Below are 13,953 nucleotides of genomic sequence, written 5' to 3' on the forward strand. Positions count from 1 at the left end.
CGTCATGTGCAGACGGTCAGGGGCATGACAGATCACGGCGCGGCGCTCCGGGCAACCGCGCCGACCTCGTGCGTCAGCGGTGCCGGTACCGCTCCTCCACGGCGACGGCCGCCGCGGCGACGGCCCCGAGCACGGGGACCGCCAACGGCGCGATGAACAGGGCGGAACAGCCGACGAGGACCAGCCCGCCGACGAGCAGGAAGGAACCGGCCGGGTCGAGGACCGTACGCCGCCCGGCCGCGCCGAGCAGCGCCCGCCAGGTGTCCCCCGGCCCCCACACCGCCGCCGCGCGCAACCCGGCGACGACGGTCCCGAGCAGCGCGAACACCCCTGCGGCCCCCACCAGTTGCCCCCCGGGCAGCCCGGCCCGCACCGCCTGGACGTCCACCCACACGGCGGCCACCACGCCCCACCCGGCGACCCCGACGACCCACCCGCCGCGCACGGCCGTACGGAAGTCCGCGACGAACTCCCGCCAGCCACCGCCCACATGACCGGTACGGCGCCTCAAGTGGCGTGCCCCGGCGGCGAACGCGGCGGGGTAGGTGACCACTCCCGCCGAGGCGACGGCGATCCACACCCCGGTGAGCAGACATTCGGCGAAGACCCCGAACCGCTCGGCGAGGACCGACTCCCTGCGCGCCTTCACGCGTGCTTCGGCCACCGGCTCAGCCCTTCAGTCCGGAGGTCGCCATGCCGTCGATCAGATACCGCTGGAAGGCGAGGAAGAACAGCAGCACCGGCAGCAGCGCGACCAGTGACATGGCGATCATGCCGCCGTAGTTCGCGGCCACGCCGTCGGAGTCGCGGAACATCATCAGGCCCAGCGAAACCGTGTATTTGCCGGGCTCGTTGAGGTAGATCAGCGGGCCCATGAAGTCGTTCCAGGCGTTGATGAAGGTGAAGATCGCGCTGGTGATGAGCGCGGGCCGGCACAGCGGCAGCACGATCGACCAGTAGATCCGCAGGTGTCCGCAGCCGTCGAGCCGGGCGGCCTCGTCCAGTTCCTTCGGCAGGTTCCGCATGAACTGCACCATGAGGAAGACGAAGAAGGCCTCGGTCGCCAGGTACTTGCCGAGCAGCAACGGGACGTAGGTGTTGACCAGTTGGAGCTTCTGGAACATCACGTACTGCGGGATCAGCAGCACGTGGTACGGCAGCAGGAGGGTGCCGATCATCAGCGAGAAGAGCAGGTTGCGGCCCGCGAACCGGATGCGGGCGAAGGCGTAGGCCGTCAGGGAGCAGGAGACGAGGATGCCGACGACCGAACCCAGGGCGTAGAAAAGGGAGTTCTGGAAGAACGTCCAGATCGAGATGTCGGCGATGCCCTTGGTCAGGCCCTTGAAGTTGGCGAGGATCGGGTGGCCGGGGAAGAGCTGGAGGCTGTTGATGACGTCCTTGCTCGGCTTGAACGAGGCGCCGATGACCCAGAGCACCGGGTAGAGGACGACGGCGAGGACGGCCAGCGCGCCGACGTGCCAGACGAGCGAGCCGGTGCGCTTGCGCCCCAGACCCGGCGATTTCGTGACGGTGCCGGCACTCATCGGACGTCCTCCTCGTAGTGCACCCACTTCTTCTGCGACCAGAAGAGGACGGCCGTCACGAGCGCCACGGCGAGCAGCAGCATCCAGGCCATCGCGGACGCGAAGCCCATCTGGGCGTTCTTGAAGCCCTGTTGGTAGAGGTAACAGGTGTAGACGAGCGTGGCGTCGGCCGGTCCGCACTGGGAGTTGGAGACGACGTAGGCCGAGCCGAAGATCTGGAAGGAGTGGATGGTCTCCAGCAGCACGTTGAAGAACAGCACCGGGGAGATCATCGGCAGCGTGATGTTCCAGAACCGCCGGAAGGGCCCGGCCCCGTCCATCGCGGCGGCCTCGTACAGCTCCCTCGGGACCTGCTTGAGCCCGGCGAGGAAGATGACCATCGGCGCGCCGAACTGCCAGACGGTGAGCGCGACCAGGGAGTAGAGGATCCAGTCGGGGTCGCCGACCCAGCCGCCGACGTGCGAGCCGAAGAGCGACTGCGTACGGTCCACGACGGCGCCGTCGGAGAAGAGCGACCGCCAGACGAAGCCGATCGAGACGCTCGCGCCGATGAGCGAGGGGGCGTAGAAGGCGGCCCGGTAGAGGGCCTGGCCGCGGCGGCTCTGGGCGAGCAGCATGGCGACGCCGAGGGCGAGGAGGAGTTTCAGCGGGGTGCCGATGACGACGTACTTGGCCGTCACCTCGACCGACTTCTGCCACCGGGGGTCGTTGAACATCCGGGTGAAGTTGTCGAAGCCGATCCACTTCGGGCTGTCGAAGAGGTTGTAGTCGGTGAACGCGAAGTAGAGGGAGGCGACCATGGGTCCGGCGGTCAGCAGCAGGAAGCCGGCGATCCACGGGGACATGAAGAGGTAGCCGGCGAGGTTCTCCCGGCGCCCCCGCCGCTTCCGGTCGGCGGGGGCGGTGGGGCGGGTCGGCCGAGCGTCGGGCGGAGCGTCCTTGACGAGCGTCACGGCGGTTCCCATCAGGCGGAGAAGGCGGCCTGCGCCTCGGAGAAGAACTGCTTGACCGCGTCGGCGACCTTGGTCTTGCCCAGCGCCATGTCCCCGCCGATGCGGAGGAAGGCGGACTCGGCGGTGTCGGCGCCGGACGGGTGCGGGGTGATCGTCCCAAGGACACCGGCCTTGGCGGTGTCCACCTCGTACTGGGCGATCTCCTTCTGTACGGCATCGGTCGGCTTGAACGCGTCGTACTGGTCGGTGGTCGCCAGGATGCCCCGGTCGTAGCCCATGATCTTCCCGACCGAGGGGTCGTGGACCATGAAGTCGATGAACTGGGCGACTTCCTTGGGGTGCTTGGTGTGTGCCGAGCCGCTGAGCATCAGGGACGCCAGGTACTGGCCGGTGTCCTTGCCGTCGGTGGTGGGAATCGGGGCGAGGCCGTAGGTGCTGGTGCCCTCGGCGGAGTAGCGGACGGTGAAGTTGTCCCAGGTGAATTCCGAGGCGCCGTGCCCGGCCGAGAGGGAGGACTTGGGGGTGTCCTGGGCGACGACCTTCGGGGAGGTGACGATCCCGGCCTTCACGCGGCCGTACCCGTCCGTCCACCACTCCGTCAGATCCGACTCCTCGAAACCCAGGCCATCCTTGGTGAAGAAGGCCTTGCCGTTCTGCCGGAGGTAGAGGTCGTACAGGTACATGATGCTGAAGTAGCCGGTGTCCCCGGGTACTTGGGTCTTGTCGTGGATCGTCTTGAGGGCCTTGAAGTACTCGTCCCAGGTCCAGCCCGCCGTGGGGTCGACGCCGGCTCTCTCGTAGACCTTCTTGTCGATGACCAGCGCCATGGTGTTCGAACCGACCGGAATTCCCAGCTGCTTGCCGTCGACCTCGCCCACCTTCGTGACGCCCGTACGGAAGTGATCGAGGCTCAGATTCCCCGCGTCGATCTGTGATCGGAGATCGAGCAGGACGCCTCTCTTGTCGTACTTCCGAAGAAATCCGACGGCGTTCTGGAATACGTCCGGCGGATTTCCGCCCGCGGCCTGCGTCTGGAACTTCTCCCAGAAAGAGGGATAGTCCTGAAAGTCCGTCTTCACCTTGATCTTCGGATACTTCTTCTCGAAGAGCGCGATGGACTGATTGATCTTTTTCGCCCGCTCCTCGGCACCCCACCACGAGTAACGGATCGTCACCGTCCCGTCCGCGGCGGTCCCGTCGTTCCCACCGCACCCCGTCGCGGCCAGCCCCAGCGTGACCGCCGAGACCCCCGCCGCCTTGAGGACCGTACGCCTCTCCACATTCGTGCCGGTTCCCATGATGGGCCCTCCCCGTAGCATCGTTGCCACCTGCATGAATCGTTTCAAGTAAGCGCTTGCTGGCACAAGTTACGGAGGCCCTCGGGGTGCGTCAATGATTCGGACAGGAATTTCTCACGGCCCCGCCGGGCGCTACGACGGCACCAGCGGGCGCGTGGCGAGGGCAACCGGACGGACACCCGCAGGTGAGGCGCACGTGATCGGCCGGCCGAACAGAAAGCGGCCTGCGGCACTCGGGCAGCGGGCGGCCGAAAAACACCTGGGCGACGGGGAGTCGACCGTGCGGTGCACGGGGCGCGAACGCCGACGGCCCGCCTGTGGATCACAGGCGGGCCGTCGGTCCGGGTGGGCGATACTGGGTTCGAACCAGTGACCTCTTCGGTGTGAACGAAGCGCTCTCCCACTGAGCTAATCGCCCGGGCGCACGGAGAACATTACCCCATGTCAGCGGGTGCCCCGACCAGCGCGGGAAGCCACCCGGACACCCTCAGCCGGTCACTGATCCTTGATCTTCCAGGGCATCACGACCCCGAACTTCCACACATAGACACCGACCAGGGCGATCACGATCACCAGGCCGATCGACGTCAGGACGATGTTCCGGCGGCGCACCGCGGGGTCGAGCGCGCGCTGTGCCGCCTCGGTGACCTTGCGTTTGGTCCAGCGGAGCACCAGCTGGGCCCAGACGAACTCCGTCGCCCAGATCGCCATGCCGCCGAAGATCACGACCCAGCCGGGTCCCGGCAGCGGCAGCATGATGATGCCGGCGACCACGACCGCGAGGCCGACCACGAAGACGCCGACCTGCCAGCTCACATGCAGCGCGCGGCGTGCCTTGACGAATTCCGGCGCCTTGGAACCGAGCCCCTGTTCGTCCCGCGCCCCGTCCGCTCGCGTCTCGTCGCTCGCCCCTTCGGACGCCACGGCGACCTCACCCGGCTCGTCACTCCCCGTATTCATACGGACAAACCCTACCCGAGGGAAACCAGTCACCGGAATGGCCCCGCGAAGCGATCGAGCTCTCGGCCGGAAGAGTTACGTAAAGGCACGCAAAACACTCAGAGGGGTTTACAACGGCACCGTAGGTGGCATGTCGATTTCGCCGACGTGCGAATCCCCGAGCGCACACTGAGCGAAAGGCCCTGGCGCTTATGAACACCACGGTCAGCTGCGAGCTGCACCTGCGCCTCGTTGTGTCGAGCGAGTCATCCCTGCCTGTCCCCGCAGGCCTGCGGTACGACACGGCCGACCCCTACGCCGTGCACGCCACCTTCCACACCGGAGCCGAGGAGACCGTCGAGTGGGTGTTCGCCCGCGACCTTCTCGCGGAGGGCCTCCACCGGCCCACCGGTACCGGCGACGTCCGAGTCTGGCCATCCCGTAGTCACGGTCAGGGCGTCGTCTGCATCGCACTGAGCTCTCCTGAGGGCGAAGCCCTGCTGGAGGCTCCCGCGCGGGCCCTGGAGTCCTTCCTCAAGCGGACGGACGCCGCCGTGCCACCCGGCACGGAGCACCGGCACTTCGACCTGGATCAGGAGCTGTCGCACATCCTGGCGGAGAGCTAGCGCGAGGTCCCGACCAAGCCGCCCGGCGCCGTCCGAACTCGGGGAGACGGCTCGGGCTTAGACAACCGCATAGGGCATACACCGGCGCCGTCGCCGCGATTCGTCGCGGGGCGGCGCCGGTGCGTGTTCGCCGCGCTCGCGCGACTCTCCGTCTCTCACTGCACGACACGACTCTCCGTGATGCGTCGCGCGGCTCTCCGTGACCCGTCGCGCGACTCTCCGTGATCCGGGGAACCGTGCGGGGCGCGGTCCCGTTCTCAGAGACAGGGGGCGACCCTCCGGGAAGCCACTACCATCGGCCAGCATCGGCGGGCGCCCGCCCGACCCCCAGGCCAGGGAGCGAAACGTGCTGATCACCCACGACACCCGGTGCGCCCTCGACACCGTGGTCGATCTGGTGAACACCGCACCGGAGGACGCCGCGGCGCCGGACGGACTACAGGATGTCGCGCTGCTCGCGGATTTCGTACGAAACCACGAGATCAGCGATGTCGGGGTGCTGTCGGAGTTCGACCTCTCTGCCGTGCGCAAGATCCGCGGGCGGTTCGCCTCGGTCTTCTCGGCCCCGGACCCCCGGACCGCCGCCGGGTTGATCAACGACCTGGTCGCCGCCGCGGGCACCACACCCCGGCTCACGGACCACGACGGCTACGACTGGCATGTGCACTACTTCGCGCCCGGCGCCTCGGTCGCCGACCATCTCGCCGCGGACTGCGGGATGGCGCTTGCGTTCTTCGTGGTGGCCGGTGAGCAGGAGCGGCTGCGCCGCTGCGAGGCCCCCGACTGCCGGCGTGCCTTCGTCGATCTCTCCCGGAACCGCTCGCGCCGCTACTGCGACAGCCGCACCTGCGGAAACCGGCTGCATGTGGCCGCGTACCGGGCACGGCGCAAGGAGGCGGCGGGCTGACACCCGGCGCCGGCGTCACTCGCTTCTCGGTTTCGTCTCTCGTGTCTCGATGAGGTCGCGGCCCCCGACGGGTGACGTCGGGGACCACGAGTACGGCTCACAGCATCAGCAGGTCGTGCAGCGAGGCCATGAGCAGCAGACACCCGATCACCGCTAGGAAGATCATCAGCGGTGGCTGGGAAAGGGCGAAAAGGCACCCGCGCGGCTCGTCCTTCGGCGGCGCGGCGTCGCTCTGTGTCGTGTCCAGCATCTCGCCGCGATGATGACGCAGCGGAGACCCCCTACGCGATCAACACGCCCGAAAAGAGAGGGAGTTCGCTGAATTCCGTGTTGTCCGTTTCGAGTCGCGTCGAGTCCTGAACGCTTACCGGCCTACCGAGCTCACTCTGTGTCGTTTCAGTCCCGGGTCGTTTCAGTCCCGGTCCGGTCCGGCCGTCATATGCCGTGCTTCTTCATATGCCGTGCTTCTTCAAGATCGCCTCGATGTCGCTGAAGTCGTCACCGCTCTGCGCGCGGGGCGTCGCCGCCGGCCGGGTCGCGGGGCGCTTGGCCGGGCCCAGGGAGGGGGCGGAGGCTGCCGGGGCCACCGCGTCCGGCTGCGCGGAGTCACGGGCGGCCCTGCGCTCCTTGCGGGTGCCGCCGCGACGGCGCTCCACGGCACGGGTGCCCATGAAGAGCAGCCAGGCGCCACCCAGCACGACGAAGCCGGCCCAGGCCGTGGGGCTGAACGCGGTGTCGGCCACCCAGCCGACGACCCCGGTCATCACCAGGCCGACGGGCACCAGCGAGTACGCGGCGATGCGGGCGGCGGAGAGAAAACGCTTCCGGTACGCCGTGACGGCCGCGATGCCCAGGCCGGCCGCGGAGACAGCGGAACAGACGGTCTCGGCAATCATCCGGTCCTCCAGGCAGGTCCGTCGGGCAGATCTCGGCGAAGCACGCCCGGGTCGGGCGGGCTCCGGTGGTGCGGGGCCGGTCCCGGTGGGTCGGGGCGGGCCGGTTGGTCAGCCGGGACGCTCGGTCAGTCGGGGCGGGCCGGTTGGTCGGGGCGGTCAGTCGGGACGCTCGGTCGGTCCGAGCGGGCCGGGTGGTCGGGACGGTCGGTCGGAGCGAGCCGGTTGGTCGGGACCGTCGGTCGGTCGGAGCGAGCCAGGTGGTCCGGCGCGTTCCGGTCGGTTCGGCATGTCCCGGCCGATCGGGCACGCTTCGGTCGGTCAGGGTGTCCCAGTCGGGCGGGCACGCCCCAACGACCAGGAGCGTCCTGGTCGGCCAAGCCGTCCCCACCGGGCAGACACGTCCCGGTCGGTCAGGCGCGGCCTGTCCGGTCGGAGCGTTCCCGATCGACCAGGGCGGCCGTCTGATCCGGAACGCGCCAGTCAGTCAAGCGCGCGTCCTGTCCAGCCGGAGCATCCCCACCGGTCGAGGCATCCCCGTCCGGCAGACCCACCCAAGCCAGCCGGACACGCACCAGCCAGCCAGGCGCGCGTCCCATCCAGCCGGGGCAACCCCGCCGATCGAGGCAACCCGGTCGAGCAGGTACCCCAGGCAGCCGGATACGCACCAGCCAGCCAGGCATACATCCCGTCCAGCCGGGCCATCCCTGCCGATCGAGGCGTCCTCGTCCGGCAAACACACCCCAGCCAGCCGGATACGCGCCAGCCAACCAGGCGCGCGTCCCGTCCAGCCAGGCCATCCCCGCCGATCGAGGCAACCCCGTCCAGCAGACACACCCAAACCAGCCGGACACGCACCAGCCAACCAGGCGCGCGTCCCGTCCAGCCGAAGCATCCCCACCGGTCGAGGCAACCCCGTCGAGCAGGCACACCCCGGTCGATCAAGGCGTCCCGTCCGTCGGAGCGTCCCCGTCGAGCAGGTTGTGCTTCGTTTCTTCCATCCTGCACCGTCGGGTCCCCGGGAGGCCATGCCTCGGGCGGACATCAGGGACATCTCCGGGTCGCATCCTCCGCAGGTGCCGGTCGGCGTCGTACGGATGCAGGCCGTAGGGGACGGTCGGTGGCGTTCGCGTGCGCCCCGTGGTCCCGGTTGGGGACGGGGTAGCGGGGCTGGGAGACTGGTGGCATGAGTGACCTCCCCTCCGTGCGCACCCCCGTCCTCGACGTCTGGTGCGAGCTCCAGTGCCCGGACTGCGACACCGCCCTGGACGATGTACGCGCCCTGCGGGCCCGCTACGGCGACCGGCTGGAGGTGCGGTTGCGGCACTTCCCGTTGGAGAAGCACAAGCACGCGTTCGCCGCGGCGCAGGCCGCCGAGGAGGCCGTGGAACAGGGGCGGGGCTGGGAGTACGTCGAGGCCGTGCTCGGGCGGGTCGGGGAGCTGGACCGTAAGGGAGAACCCTTCCTGGTCGAGGTGGCCGCCGAACTGGGGCTGGACGCCGAGGAGTTCGACACCGCGCTGATCGACGGCCGGCACATCCTGATCGTCGACGCCGACCAGGCCGAGGGCAAGGCCATCGGCGTGACCGGCACCCCGACCTATGTCATCGGCGGCGAACGCCTCGACGGCGGCAAGAGCCAGGACGGGCTGCGTGCCCGCATCGAGGAGATCGCCGACCGGTTGCTCGCCGAAACCGGGGGCGAGTGAGTCCCGGGGCAGGCGTCAGAGCAGGCTCTTGTACAGGTGGTAGGTGACGGTCTCGTAGCCGAGTGACTCGTAGAGCCGCTCGGCGGGGGTGTTGCCCGCGAAGACGTTCAGCCGGATGGTCGGCAGCCCTGCCGCGACGCCCTGTGCCTCGGCCAGGAGCATCAGGGTGCGGCCGTGGCCCTTGCCCCGATGACGCGCGTCGGCCTCGACCTCGTAGACGAAGGCCTTGCCCTCGCGGGGGCCGGTCCAGAGCGTGCCCACCCGGGTGCCCTCGTGTTCCAGGACGCTGAAGTGCATGTCCGGGGTGGCGAATCCGTCGGGGAGCAGATCGGCGTTGCCCTGAAGCGCCCTGGTCCGGGCCTCGGCCTCGGGCACCCCGCGCTCGGTCCAGCTCAGGATGAAGTTCTCCGTCCCGAGGCTCTCCCACGGGCCGTACTCCTCCTGGGTCATGGGCCGGCTCCGGCTTCCCGCGGGGAGTTCGGGCGCGGTGTCGCCGAGGGGCTTCTCCATGTGGCGGTTGCGGACGACGTAGCCGAGGTTGGTCGCCATCCTGAGCGCCGTCTCCGCCTCCGCGGGCACGGACGCCTCGATCCGCTCGCAGCCCCAGCCCCGCGCCACCTCCTCGGCGGCGAGCGCGGCCACCGTGCCCCGGCCGCGCCGACGGTCCGGCTCCTCGATGCGCAGGTCCCTGATCTGGGCCACCGCATCGCCGAAGAACGGACTCGTACCGAGGTGTATCGCGCCGACGGGACGGCTGTTCACACACACCTGATAGCGGCGCGAACGGGTCCCGTCGGCCTCCTGCTGAAGCGGCTCGGTCGGCCGCAGGGTCGTAGTCATCAAGGGAGTTCTACCCGGACCCGAGCCCCAGGTCAGCCCATTAACGGCGGCTACGGATCAAGGTCGTCGCCCGACCGCTCGTCGAAGACGCGCATGGCCTTGGCGGTCACCGGGCCCGCTGTGCCCGGGAGTTGGCGTTCGTCGACCAGGTGGACGGCCTGTACGTCCCGCAGCGAGGAGGTGAGGAAGACCTCGTCGGCGTGTGCCAGGACGTCGAGCGGGAGGTCGGTCTCCTTGGCGCCGGTCCATTCGACGGTCAGGGCCCGGGTGATGCCCGCGAGACAGCCGGAGGTGACCGGCGGGGTGTGGATCTCGCCGTCGAGGACGACGAAGACGTTCGACCCCGTGCCTTCGCAGAGTTGGCCGACCGTGTTGGCGAACAGGGCCTCGGACGCGCCGTGTTGGTGGGCGCGGGCGAGCGCGACGACGTTCTCGGCGTACGACGTCGTCTTGAGGCCGGTGAGGGCGCCGCGCTCGTTGCGGGTCCAGGGGACCGTGACCACGGCCGTGGAGTCGGGGCGGCGCTTCGCCTCGCCGAGGGCCACCACGAGGGTCGGGCCGTGCTCGCCGCGGTCGGAGCCGAGCGGGCCGTGGCCGCCGGTGTACGTGATGCGCAGGCGGCCGAACGGCATCGGGTTGGCGTCGAGGACGGCCGCGCAGCCGCGGCGGACCTCGTCAAGGTCCGGGTCGGGCAGCCCGAGGCCGCGCGCGGAACGGGTCAGCCGGTCGAGATGACGGGTCAGCGCGAACGTCTTGCCGTCCGTCGCCTTCACCGTCTCGAAAATGCCGTCGCCCACGGTCAGTCCGTGGTCGAAGACGGAGACACGGGCGGTCTCGGTGTCCTGCAACCCGCCGTCCAGCCAGATCTTCATGAAAGAGCCCCTCCGCTCACCTCGTACGCGCCCGACGCTACCGCGAGCAGCCGTGACGCCTTCAGCTCGGTCTCCCGCCACTCCCCCTCGGGGTCCGAGCCCCAGGTGATCCCCGCGCCGGTACCGAACCGGAGCATGCCGTCCGCGCGGTCGACCCAGAACGTCCGGATTCCTACGGCCAGTTCGCCCACGCCACGGTCCGCGTCGACCCAGCCGACGCCCCCGCAGTAGGGCCCCCGGCGCGCGGTCTCCAGGGCGTCGATGATGCGCAGGGCACTGGACTTGGGGGCTCCGGTGACACTCCCGGGCGGAAACGCGGCGGTCAGCAGTTCCGGCCAGCCGGCGTCCGCGGGCAACTCGCCCCGGACCGTGGACACCAGGTGGACCAGCCCCGGGTGCTTCTCCACCACGCACAGGTCCGGCACGGTTACGGTTCCCGTCGCGCACACGCGGCCGAGGTCGTTGCGGACCAGGTCCACGATCATCACGTTCTCGGCGAAGTCCTTCTCCAGCAGATCCGCCTCTGTCCGCCCGGTGCCCTTGATCGGCCCCGACTCGACGACCCGCCCGGTGCGACGCAGGAAGAGTTCGGGCGAGGCGGTGGCCAGCTCGACGCCGTGATCGGGCAGCCGGATCGTTCCTGCGTACGGCGCGGGGTTGCCGCGCGCGAGCAGGGCGGTGAGGGCGTCGACGTCCGCGTCCGGGGCGATCGGTGCCGACAGGACGCGGCACAGGTTGGCCTGGTAGACCTCGCCGGCCGCTATGTGCTCCCGGATACGGCGGACGCCCGCGGTGTAGGCGGCACGGTCGAGGGAGGAGATCCAGGCGTCGGTCGCGGGGCCGTGCCAGGCTCCGGCGACGGGGGGCGGAACCGGTTCCTCGCGTACGTCCCGGAAGCGGGCGCAGGTCAGACGGCCCTCGAAGTCGGCCGCGACCGCCCAGAAGCCGGTGGAGTCCAGGGCCGCGGGGTCGCTGGTGACATCGAGGAGACCGGTGGCGACACGGCCGCCGAAACGGGCGAGAGGGGCGAGGTGGAACACGCCGTCGAGTCTATGGCGGGTGTCTCACAGGTTGCCCGGCCGTGTCCCCGCGGCTGCCCTGACCATGTGTTCCCGTAGACGCAGGCCAGCACGCTGCACAAACGCGTTTTTGTGCTGGCCCCGGAATCCGCTAGAGTTCAACTCGTCGCCGCGACGCGCAAGCCGAGCGGAAACGACAAGCGGACGTAGCTCAGTTGGTAGAGCGCAACCTTGCCAAGGTTGAGGTCGCCAGTTCGAACCTGGTCGTCCGCTCGCAGGAAAGTGGGGGATCTTCCCGAACCCCCGCACTCCTGGTGGAGTGGCCGAGAGGCGAGGCAACGGCCTGCAAAGCCGTCTACACGGGTTCAAATCCCGTCTCCACCTCCAAGGACGATTAGCTCAGCGGGAGAGCGCTTCCCTGACACGGAAGAGGTCACTGGTTCAATCCCAGTATCGTCCACTGGTCCGCGAGGATCCCCGCGCGATTAGCTCAGCGGGAGAGCGCTTCCCTGACACGGAAGAGGTCACTGGTTCAATCCCAGTATCGCGCACGCACCGCCCATGATCCGCGGATCGTGGTCCCGAGGACGATTAGCTCAGCGGGAGAGCGCTTCCCTGACACGGAAGAGGTCACTGGTTCAATCCCAGTATCGTCCACACACCGAAGCCCCCGGCGCTCTCCGCGTCCGGGGGCTTCTTCGTGTGCCGGTCAGCTGGAGAACAGCATGTGGCCGAAGCTCTTGTGGCGGTGATGGCCGCCGTGACCGCCGTAGTGGCCACCGCCGTGACCGCCGCCGTGCGGGGCGCCCCAGGCGGGCGCGGACGGGGCAGGGTAGCCCTGCGGGCCCGGGGGCGGCGGGGCGGGCTGCTGCCACTGGGACTCCACGCGGGTCAGCGCCTCCAGCTCGCCGTAGTCGAGGAAGATCCCCCGGCAGTTGCTGCACTGTTCGATCTGGACACCGTTGCGGTTGTACGTGTGCATCGGCGCATGGCACTTCGGACACTGCATGCTCGGCTCAACTCCTCGCCCATCGGTACATCTTGGTGTTTCCCCAGGACAGACTCCGTCCGACCCCGGTCGGTTGCACCCTACTTCGCGAATCCGGGCGCCAACTCGGGCGGTACGGAACCCATTCGGTCACACGCGTCCACGACCGCCAGCTCCACCTCGTCCAGCGGACGGTCCGCCGTGACCGCCTTGACGACGGCGTGGGCGGCGGTCTGCACGGTGAGGGTGCGGGCCGGGATGTCCAGAGCGGGCCAGGGGTCGCCGGTGGTGGGGACCGCCGGGCCGCCCGCCGTGCGGTAGGCGTTCAGGAAGCGGGCCCATTCGTCGGGCGGCAGCAGCCCGCAGGCGTACCAGGCGGCGGGGCGGGCGAGGTCCCAGGCGGGGACGCCCACGCCCATGTCGTCGACGTCGATCAGGAGCCACGGGCCGTCGGGGGCCGGGTGGCGGACCAGCTGGCCGAGGTGCAGGTCGCCGTGGCAGAGGGTGGTGGTGTCGGGCTGGGGTGCCTCCGCGCGGGCCCAGGCGGGGAGCAGCGTCCAGGCGTGCAGGACGGGGGCGGCGGCGGGGTGGGGGGCGGCCTCGCGGAGCCTGGTGATCGCTCGGAGTGCCTTGAGGGGGCCCCGCATGGGCGGGAGGGGGGTGGGGGGTGGTGTGCGGTGCAGGCGGGCGAGGAGGGTGGCTGCGGCTTCCCAGGGGGCGGCGTCGGGGTCGTCGGGGTCCACAGGGGTGCCGTAGGGCCAGCACGTCACCAGGCGGTCGTGCAGGTGGAGGGGGGCGGGGGTGAGTGGGGGCAGGAGGAGGGTGGGGAGGCTTGCGGCCGTGGTGAGGCGGGCGGCGAGGTCGGTGGGGTCCGTGCTCGGGGCGTGGGCCTTCGCGACGGTGGATTCGTGGCGGACGACGGTGCCGTCGGGGCGGTCGGTGAGGGTGGTGGTGGTTCCGCAGGGGCAGGCGGGGGTTCGGGTGTGTGCGGTGGCTGTGGCCCGGGCCGTCAGGTCGGGTAGCAGGTGGTGGGCGGTCATGGGGTCCCCCGGGGTCGTGCGGCTCTCGTCGGGAGCGTACGCAATGGGGATTCGGGGGCTCGGCGGGGTTGTGCACGTGGTTCAGCGCGGGCCCGATCCGATGGGGTGGTCGCGCCCACGCGGTGGCACCGCTTGTCGATACGGCCCCGCACCCGGGCCCCGCACCCCTTGGGGGCGCTCCGCCCGAGGGGTTTCAGGGCAAAGCAAAGCCGGCGCAGCTCCCCAGCTGCGCCGGCTTTTTTTGCCGTCCGCCGCACCCCCGTCCCCACGGGGTTTCATGGGTGGATGTCCCCGCCCGGACCGCTCTTCCGGGCCTGGGGTCGCCG

15 protein-coding genes and 6 tRNA genes are annotated in these 13,953 nt (G+C 69.8%); 8 read left to right on the top strand and 13 right to left on the bottom strand.

Features of this window, described 5'->3' with window-relative positions; all coding sequences use genetic code 11:
* Positions 1-73: 73 nt before the first annotated feature.
* The 6 genes from ACIRB1_RS18895 to ACIRB1_RS18920 all read right to left on the bottom strand — a co-directional run bounded on the left by ACIRB1_RS18895 (position 74) and on the right by ACIRB1_RS18920 (position 4,755).
* Complete coding sequence (locus tag ACIRB1_RS18895; RefSeq protein ID WP_403466305.1) at positions 74-664, bottom strand: hypothetical protein; 591 nt, start codon at positions 662-664, stop codon at positions 74-76.
* Positions 665-668: 4 nt separating this feature from the next.
* The gene (locus ACIRB1_RS18900) at positions 669-1,544 is read right to left on the bottom strand and encodes a carbohydrate ABC transporter permease (RefSeq protein ID WP_403466306.1); all 876 of its coding nucleotides are present in this window, start codon (positions 1,542-1,544) and stop codon (positions 669-671) included.
* Positions 1,541-2,509: a carbohydrate ABC transporter permease gene (locus ACIRB1_RS18905; protein WP_403466307.1), complete on the bottom strand. Its 969-nt coding sequence runs from the start codon at positions 2,507-2,509 to the stop codon at positions 1,541-1,543. The genes ACIRB1_RS18900 and ACIRB1_RS18905 overlap by 4 nt, the downstream gene beginning before the upstream one ends.
* Complete coding sequence (locus tag ACIRB1_RS18910; RefSeq protein ID WP_352180383.1) at positions 2,509-3,795, bottom strand: extracellular solute-binding protein; 1,287 nt, start codon at positions 3,793-3,795, stop codon at positions 2,509-2,511. The genes ACIRB1_RS18905 and ACIRB1_RS18910 overlap by 1 nt, the downstream gene beginning before the upstream one ends.
* Positions 3,796-4,141: 346 nt before the next feature.
* A tRNA-Val gene (locus ACIRB1_RS18915) sits at positions 4,142-4,213 on the bottom strand.
* A 77-nt stretch (positions 4,214-4,290) separates the two neighbouring features.
* The gene (locus ACIRB1_RS18920; protein WP_352180382.1) at positions 4,291-4,755 is read right to left on the bottom strand and encodes a TIGR02611 family protein; all 465 of its coding nucleotides are present in this window, start codon (positions 4,753-4,755) and stop codon (positions 4,291-4,293) included.
* A gap of 191 nt (positions 4,756-4,946) precedes the next feature.
* Between ACIRB1_RS18920 and ACIRB1_RS18925 the strand changes: the two genes are divergently transcribed.
* Together ACIRB1_RS18925 and ACIRB1_RS18930 are read left to right on the top strand one after the other, a co-directional pair.
* Positions 4,947-5,360, top strand: coding sequence for an SsgA family sporulation/cell division regulator (locus tag ACIRB1_RS18925; protein WP_004002642.1), 414 nt, complete (start codon positions 4,947-4,949; stop codon positions 5,358-5,360).
* 346 nt (positions 5,361-5,706) lie between these two features.
* Positions 5,707-6,267 (top strand): CGNR zinc finger domain-containing protein, encoded by a 561-nt coding sequence (locus tag ACIRB1_RS18930; RefSeq protein WP_403466308.1) that lies wholly within the window; start codon positions 5,707-5,709, stop codon positions 6,265-6,267.
* A 97-nt stretch (positions 6,268-6,364) separates the two neighbouring features.
* On the opposite strand, the gene ACIRB1_RS18935 is transcribed toward ACIRB1_RS18930, so the two are convergent.
* Together ACIRB1_RS18935 and ACIRB1_RS18940 are read right to left on the bottom strand one after the other, a co-directional pair.
* On the bottom strand, positions 6,365-6,517 hold the full coding sequence (locus tag ACIRB1_RS18935; protein ID WP_019059824.1) for a hypothetical protein: 153 nt from the start codon (positions 6,515-6,517) through the stop codon (positions 6,365-6,367).
* Between the two features lie 202 nt (positions 6,518-6,719).
* Positions 6,720-7,163 (bottom strand): hypothetical protein, encoded by a 444-nt coding sequence (locus ACIRB1_RS18940; RefSeq protein ID WP_352180380.1) that lies wholly within the window; start codon positions 7,161-7,163, stop codon positions 6,720-6,722.
* Positions 7,164-8,346: 1,183 nt separating this feature from the next.
* Here ACIRB1_RS18940 and ACIRB1_RS18945 point away from each other — a divergent pair.
* Positions 8,347-8,868, top strand: coding sequence for a DsbA family protein (locus ACIRB1_RS18945; protein WP_403466309.1), 522 nt, complete (start codon positions 8,347-8,349; stop codon positions 8,866-8,868).
* 15 nt (positions 8,869-8,883) lie between these two features.
* Here ACIRB1_RS18945 and ACIRB1_RS18950 read toward each other — a convergent pair whose 3' ends face one another.
* From ACIRB1_RS18950 to ACIRB1_RS18960, 3 genes are read right to left on the bottom strand one after another with little or no spacing between them, the layout of a single operon-like run.
* Positions 8,884-9,708 carry a GNAT family N-acetyltransferase gene (locus ACIRB1_RS18950; RefSeq protein ID WP_403466310.1) on the bottom strand — a complete coding sequence of 275 codons (825 nt, stop codon included), beginning with the start codon at positions 9,706-9,708 and terminating at the stop codon, positions 8,884-8,886.
* 50 nt (positions 9,709-9,758) lie between these two features.
* Complete coding sequence (locus ACIRB1_RS18955) at positions 9,759-10,580, bottom strand: aminotransferase class IV (RefSeq protein WP_403466311.1); 822 nt, start codon at positions 10,578-10,580, stop codon at positions 9,759-9,761.
* Positions 10,577-11,620: a chorismate-binding protein gene (locus ACIRB1_RS18960; protein WP_403466312.1), complete on the bottom strand. Its 1,044-nt coding sequence runs from the start codon at positions 11,618-11,620 to the stop codon at positions 10,577-10,579. Before ACIRB1_RS18960 ends, ACIRB1_RS18955 begins: the two co-directional genes overlap by 4 nt.
* A gap of 179 nt (positions 11,621-11,799) precedes the next feature.
* On the opposite strand from ACIRB1_RS18960, the gene ACIRB1_RS18965 reads away from it, so the two are divergent.
* From ACIRB1_RS18965 to ACIRB1_RS18985, 5 genes are all read left to right on the top strand, one after another.
* A tRNA-Gly gene (locus ACIRB1_RS18965) sits at positions 11,800-11,872 on the top strand.
* A 40-nt stretch (positions 11,873-11,912) separates the two neighbouring features.
* A tRNA-Cys gene (locus tag ACIRB1_RS18970) sits at positions 11,913-11,986 on the top strand.
* A 1-nt stretch (position 11,987) separates the two neighbouring features.
* A tRNA-Val gene (locus ACIRB1_RS18975) sits at positions 11,988-12,059 on the top strand.
* Between the two features lie 19 nt (positions 12,060-12,078).
* Positions 12,079-12,150, top strand: a tRNA-Val gene (locus ACIRB1_RS18980).
* Positions 12,151-12,184: 34 nt separating this feature from the next.
* A tRNA-Val gene (locus ACIRB1_RS18985) sits at positions 12,185-12,256 on the top strand.
* A gap of 52 nt (positions 12,257-12,308) precedes the next feature.
* On the opposite strand, the gene ACIRB1_RS18990 is transcribed toward ACIRB1_RS18985, so the two are convergent.
* Together ACIRB1_RS18990 and ACIRB1_RS18995 are read right to left on the bottom strand one after the other, a co-directional pair.
* The gene (locus tag ACIRB1_RS18990; RefSeq protein WP_266767004.1) at positions 12,309-12,608 is read right to left on the bottom strand and encodes a zf-TFIIB domain-containing protein; all 300 of its coding nucleotides are present in this window, start codon (positions 12,606-12,608) and stop codon (positions 12,309-12,311) included.
* Between the two features lie 80 nt (positions 12,609-12,688).
* On the bottom strand, positions 12,689-13,627 hold the full coding sequence (locus tag ACIRB1_RS18995; protein ID WP_403466313.1) for a phosphotransferase family protein: 939 nt from the start codon (positions 13,625-13,627) through the stop codon (positions 12,689-12,691).
* Positions 13,628-13,953: the final 326 nt, after the last annotated feature.

Origin of the sequence: Streptomyces sp. NPDC096013, assembly GCF_044763565.1 — a bacterium.
In the GTDB taxonomy this organism is placed as follows: domain Bacteria; phylum Actinomycetota; class Actinomycetes; order Streptomycetales; family Streptomycetaceae; genus Streptomyces.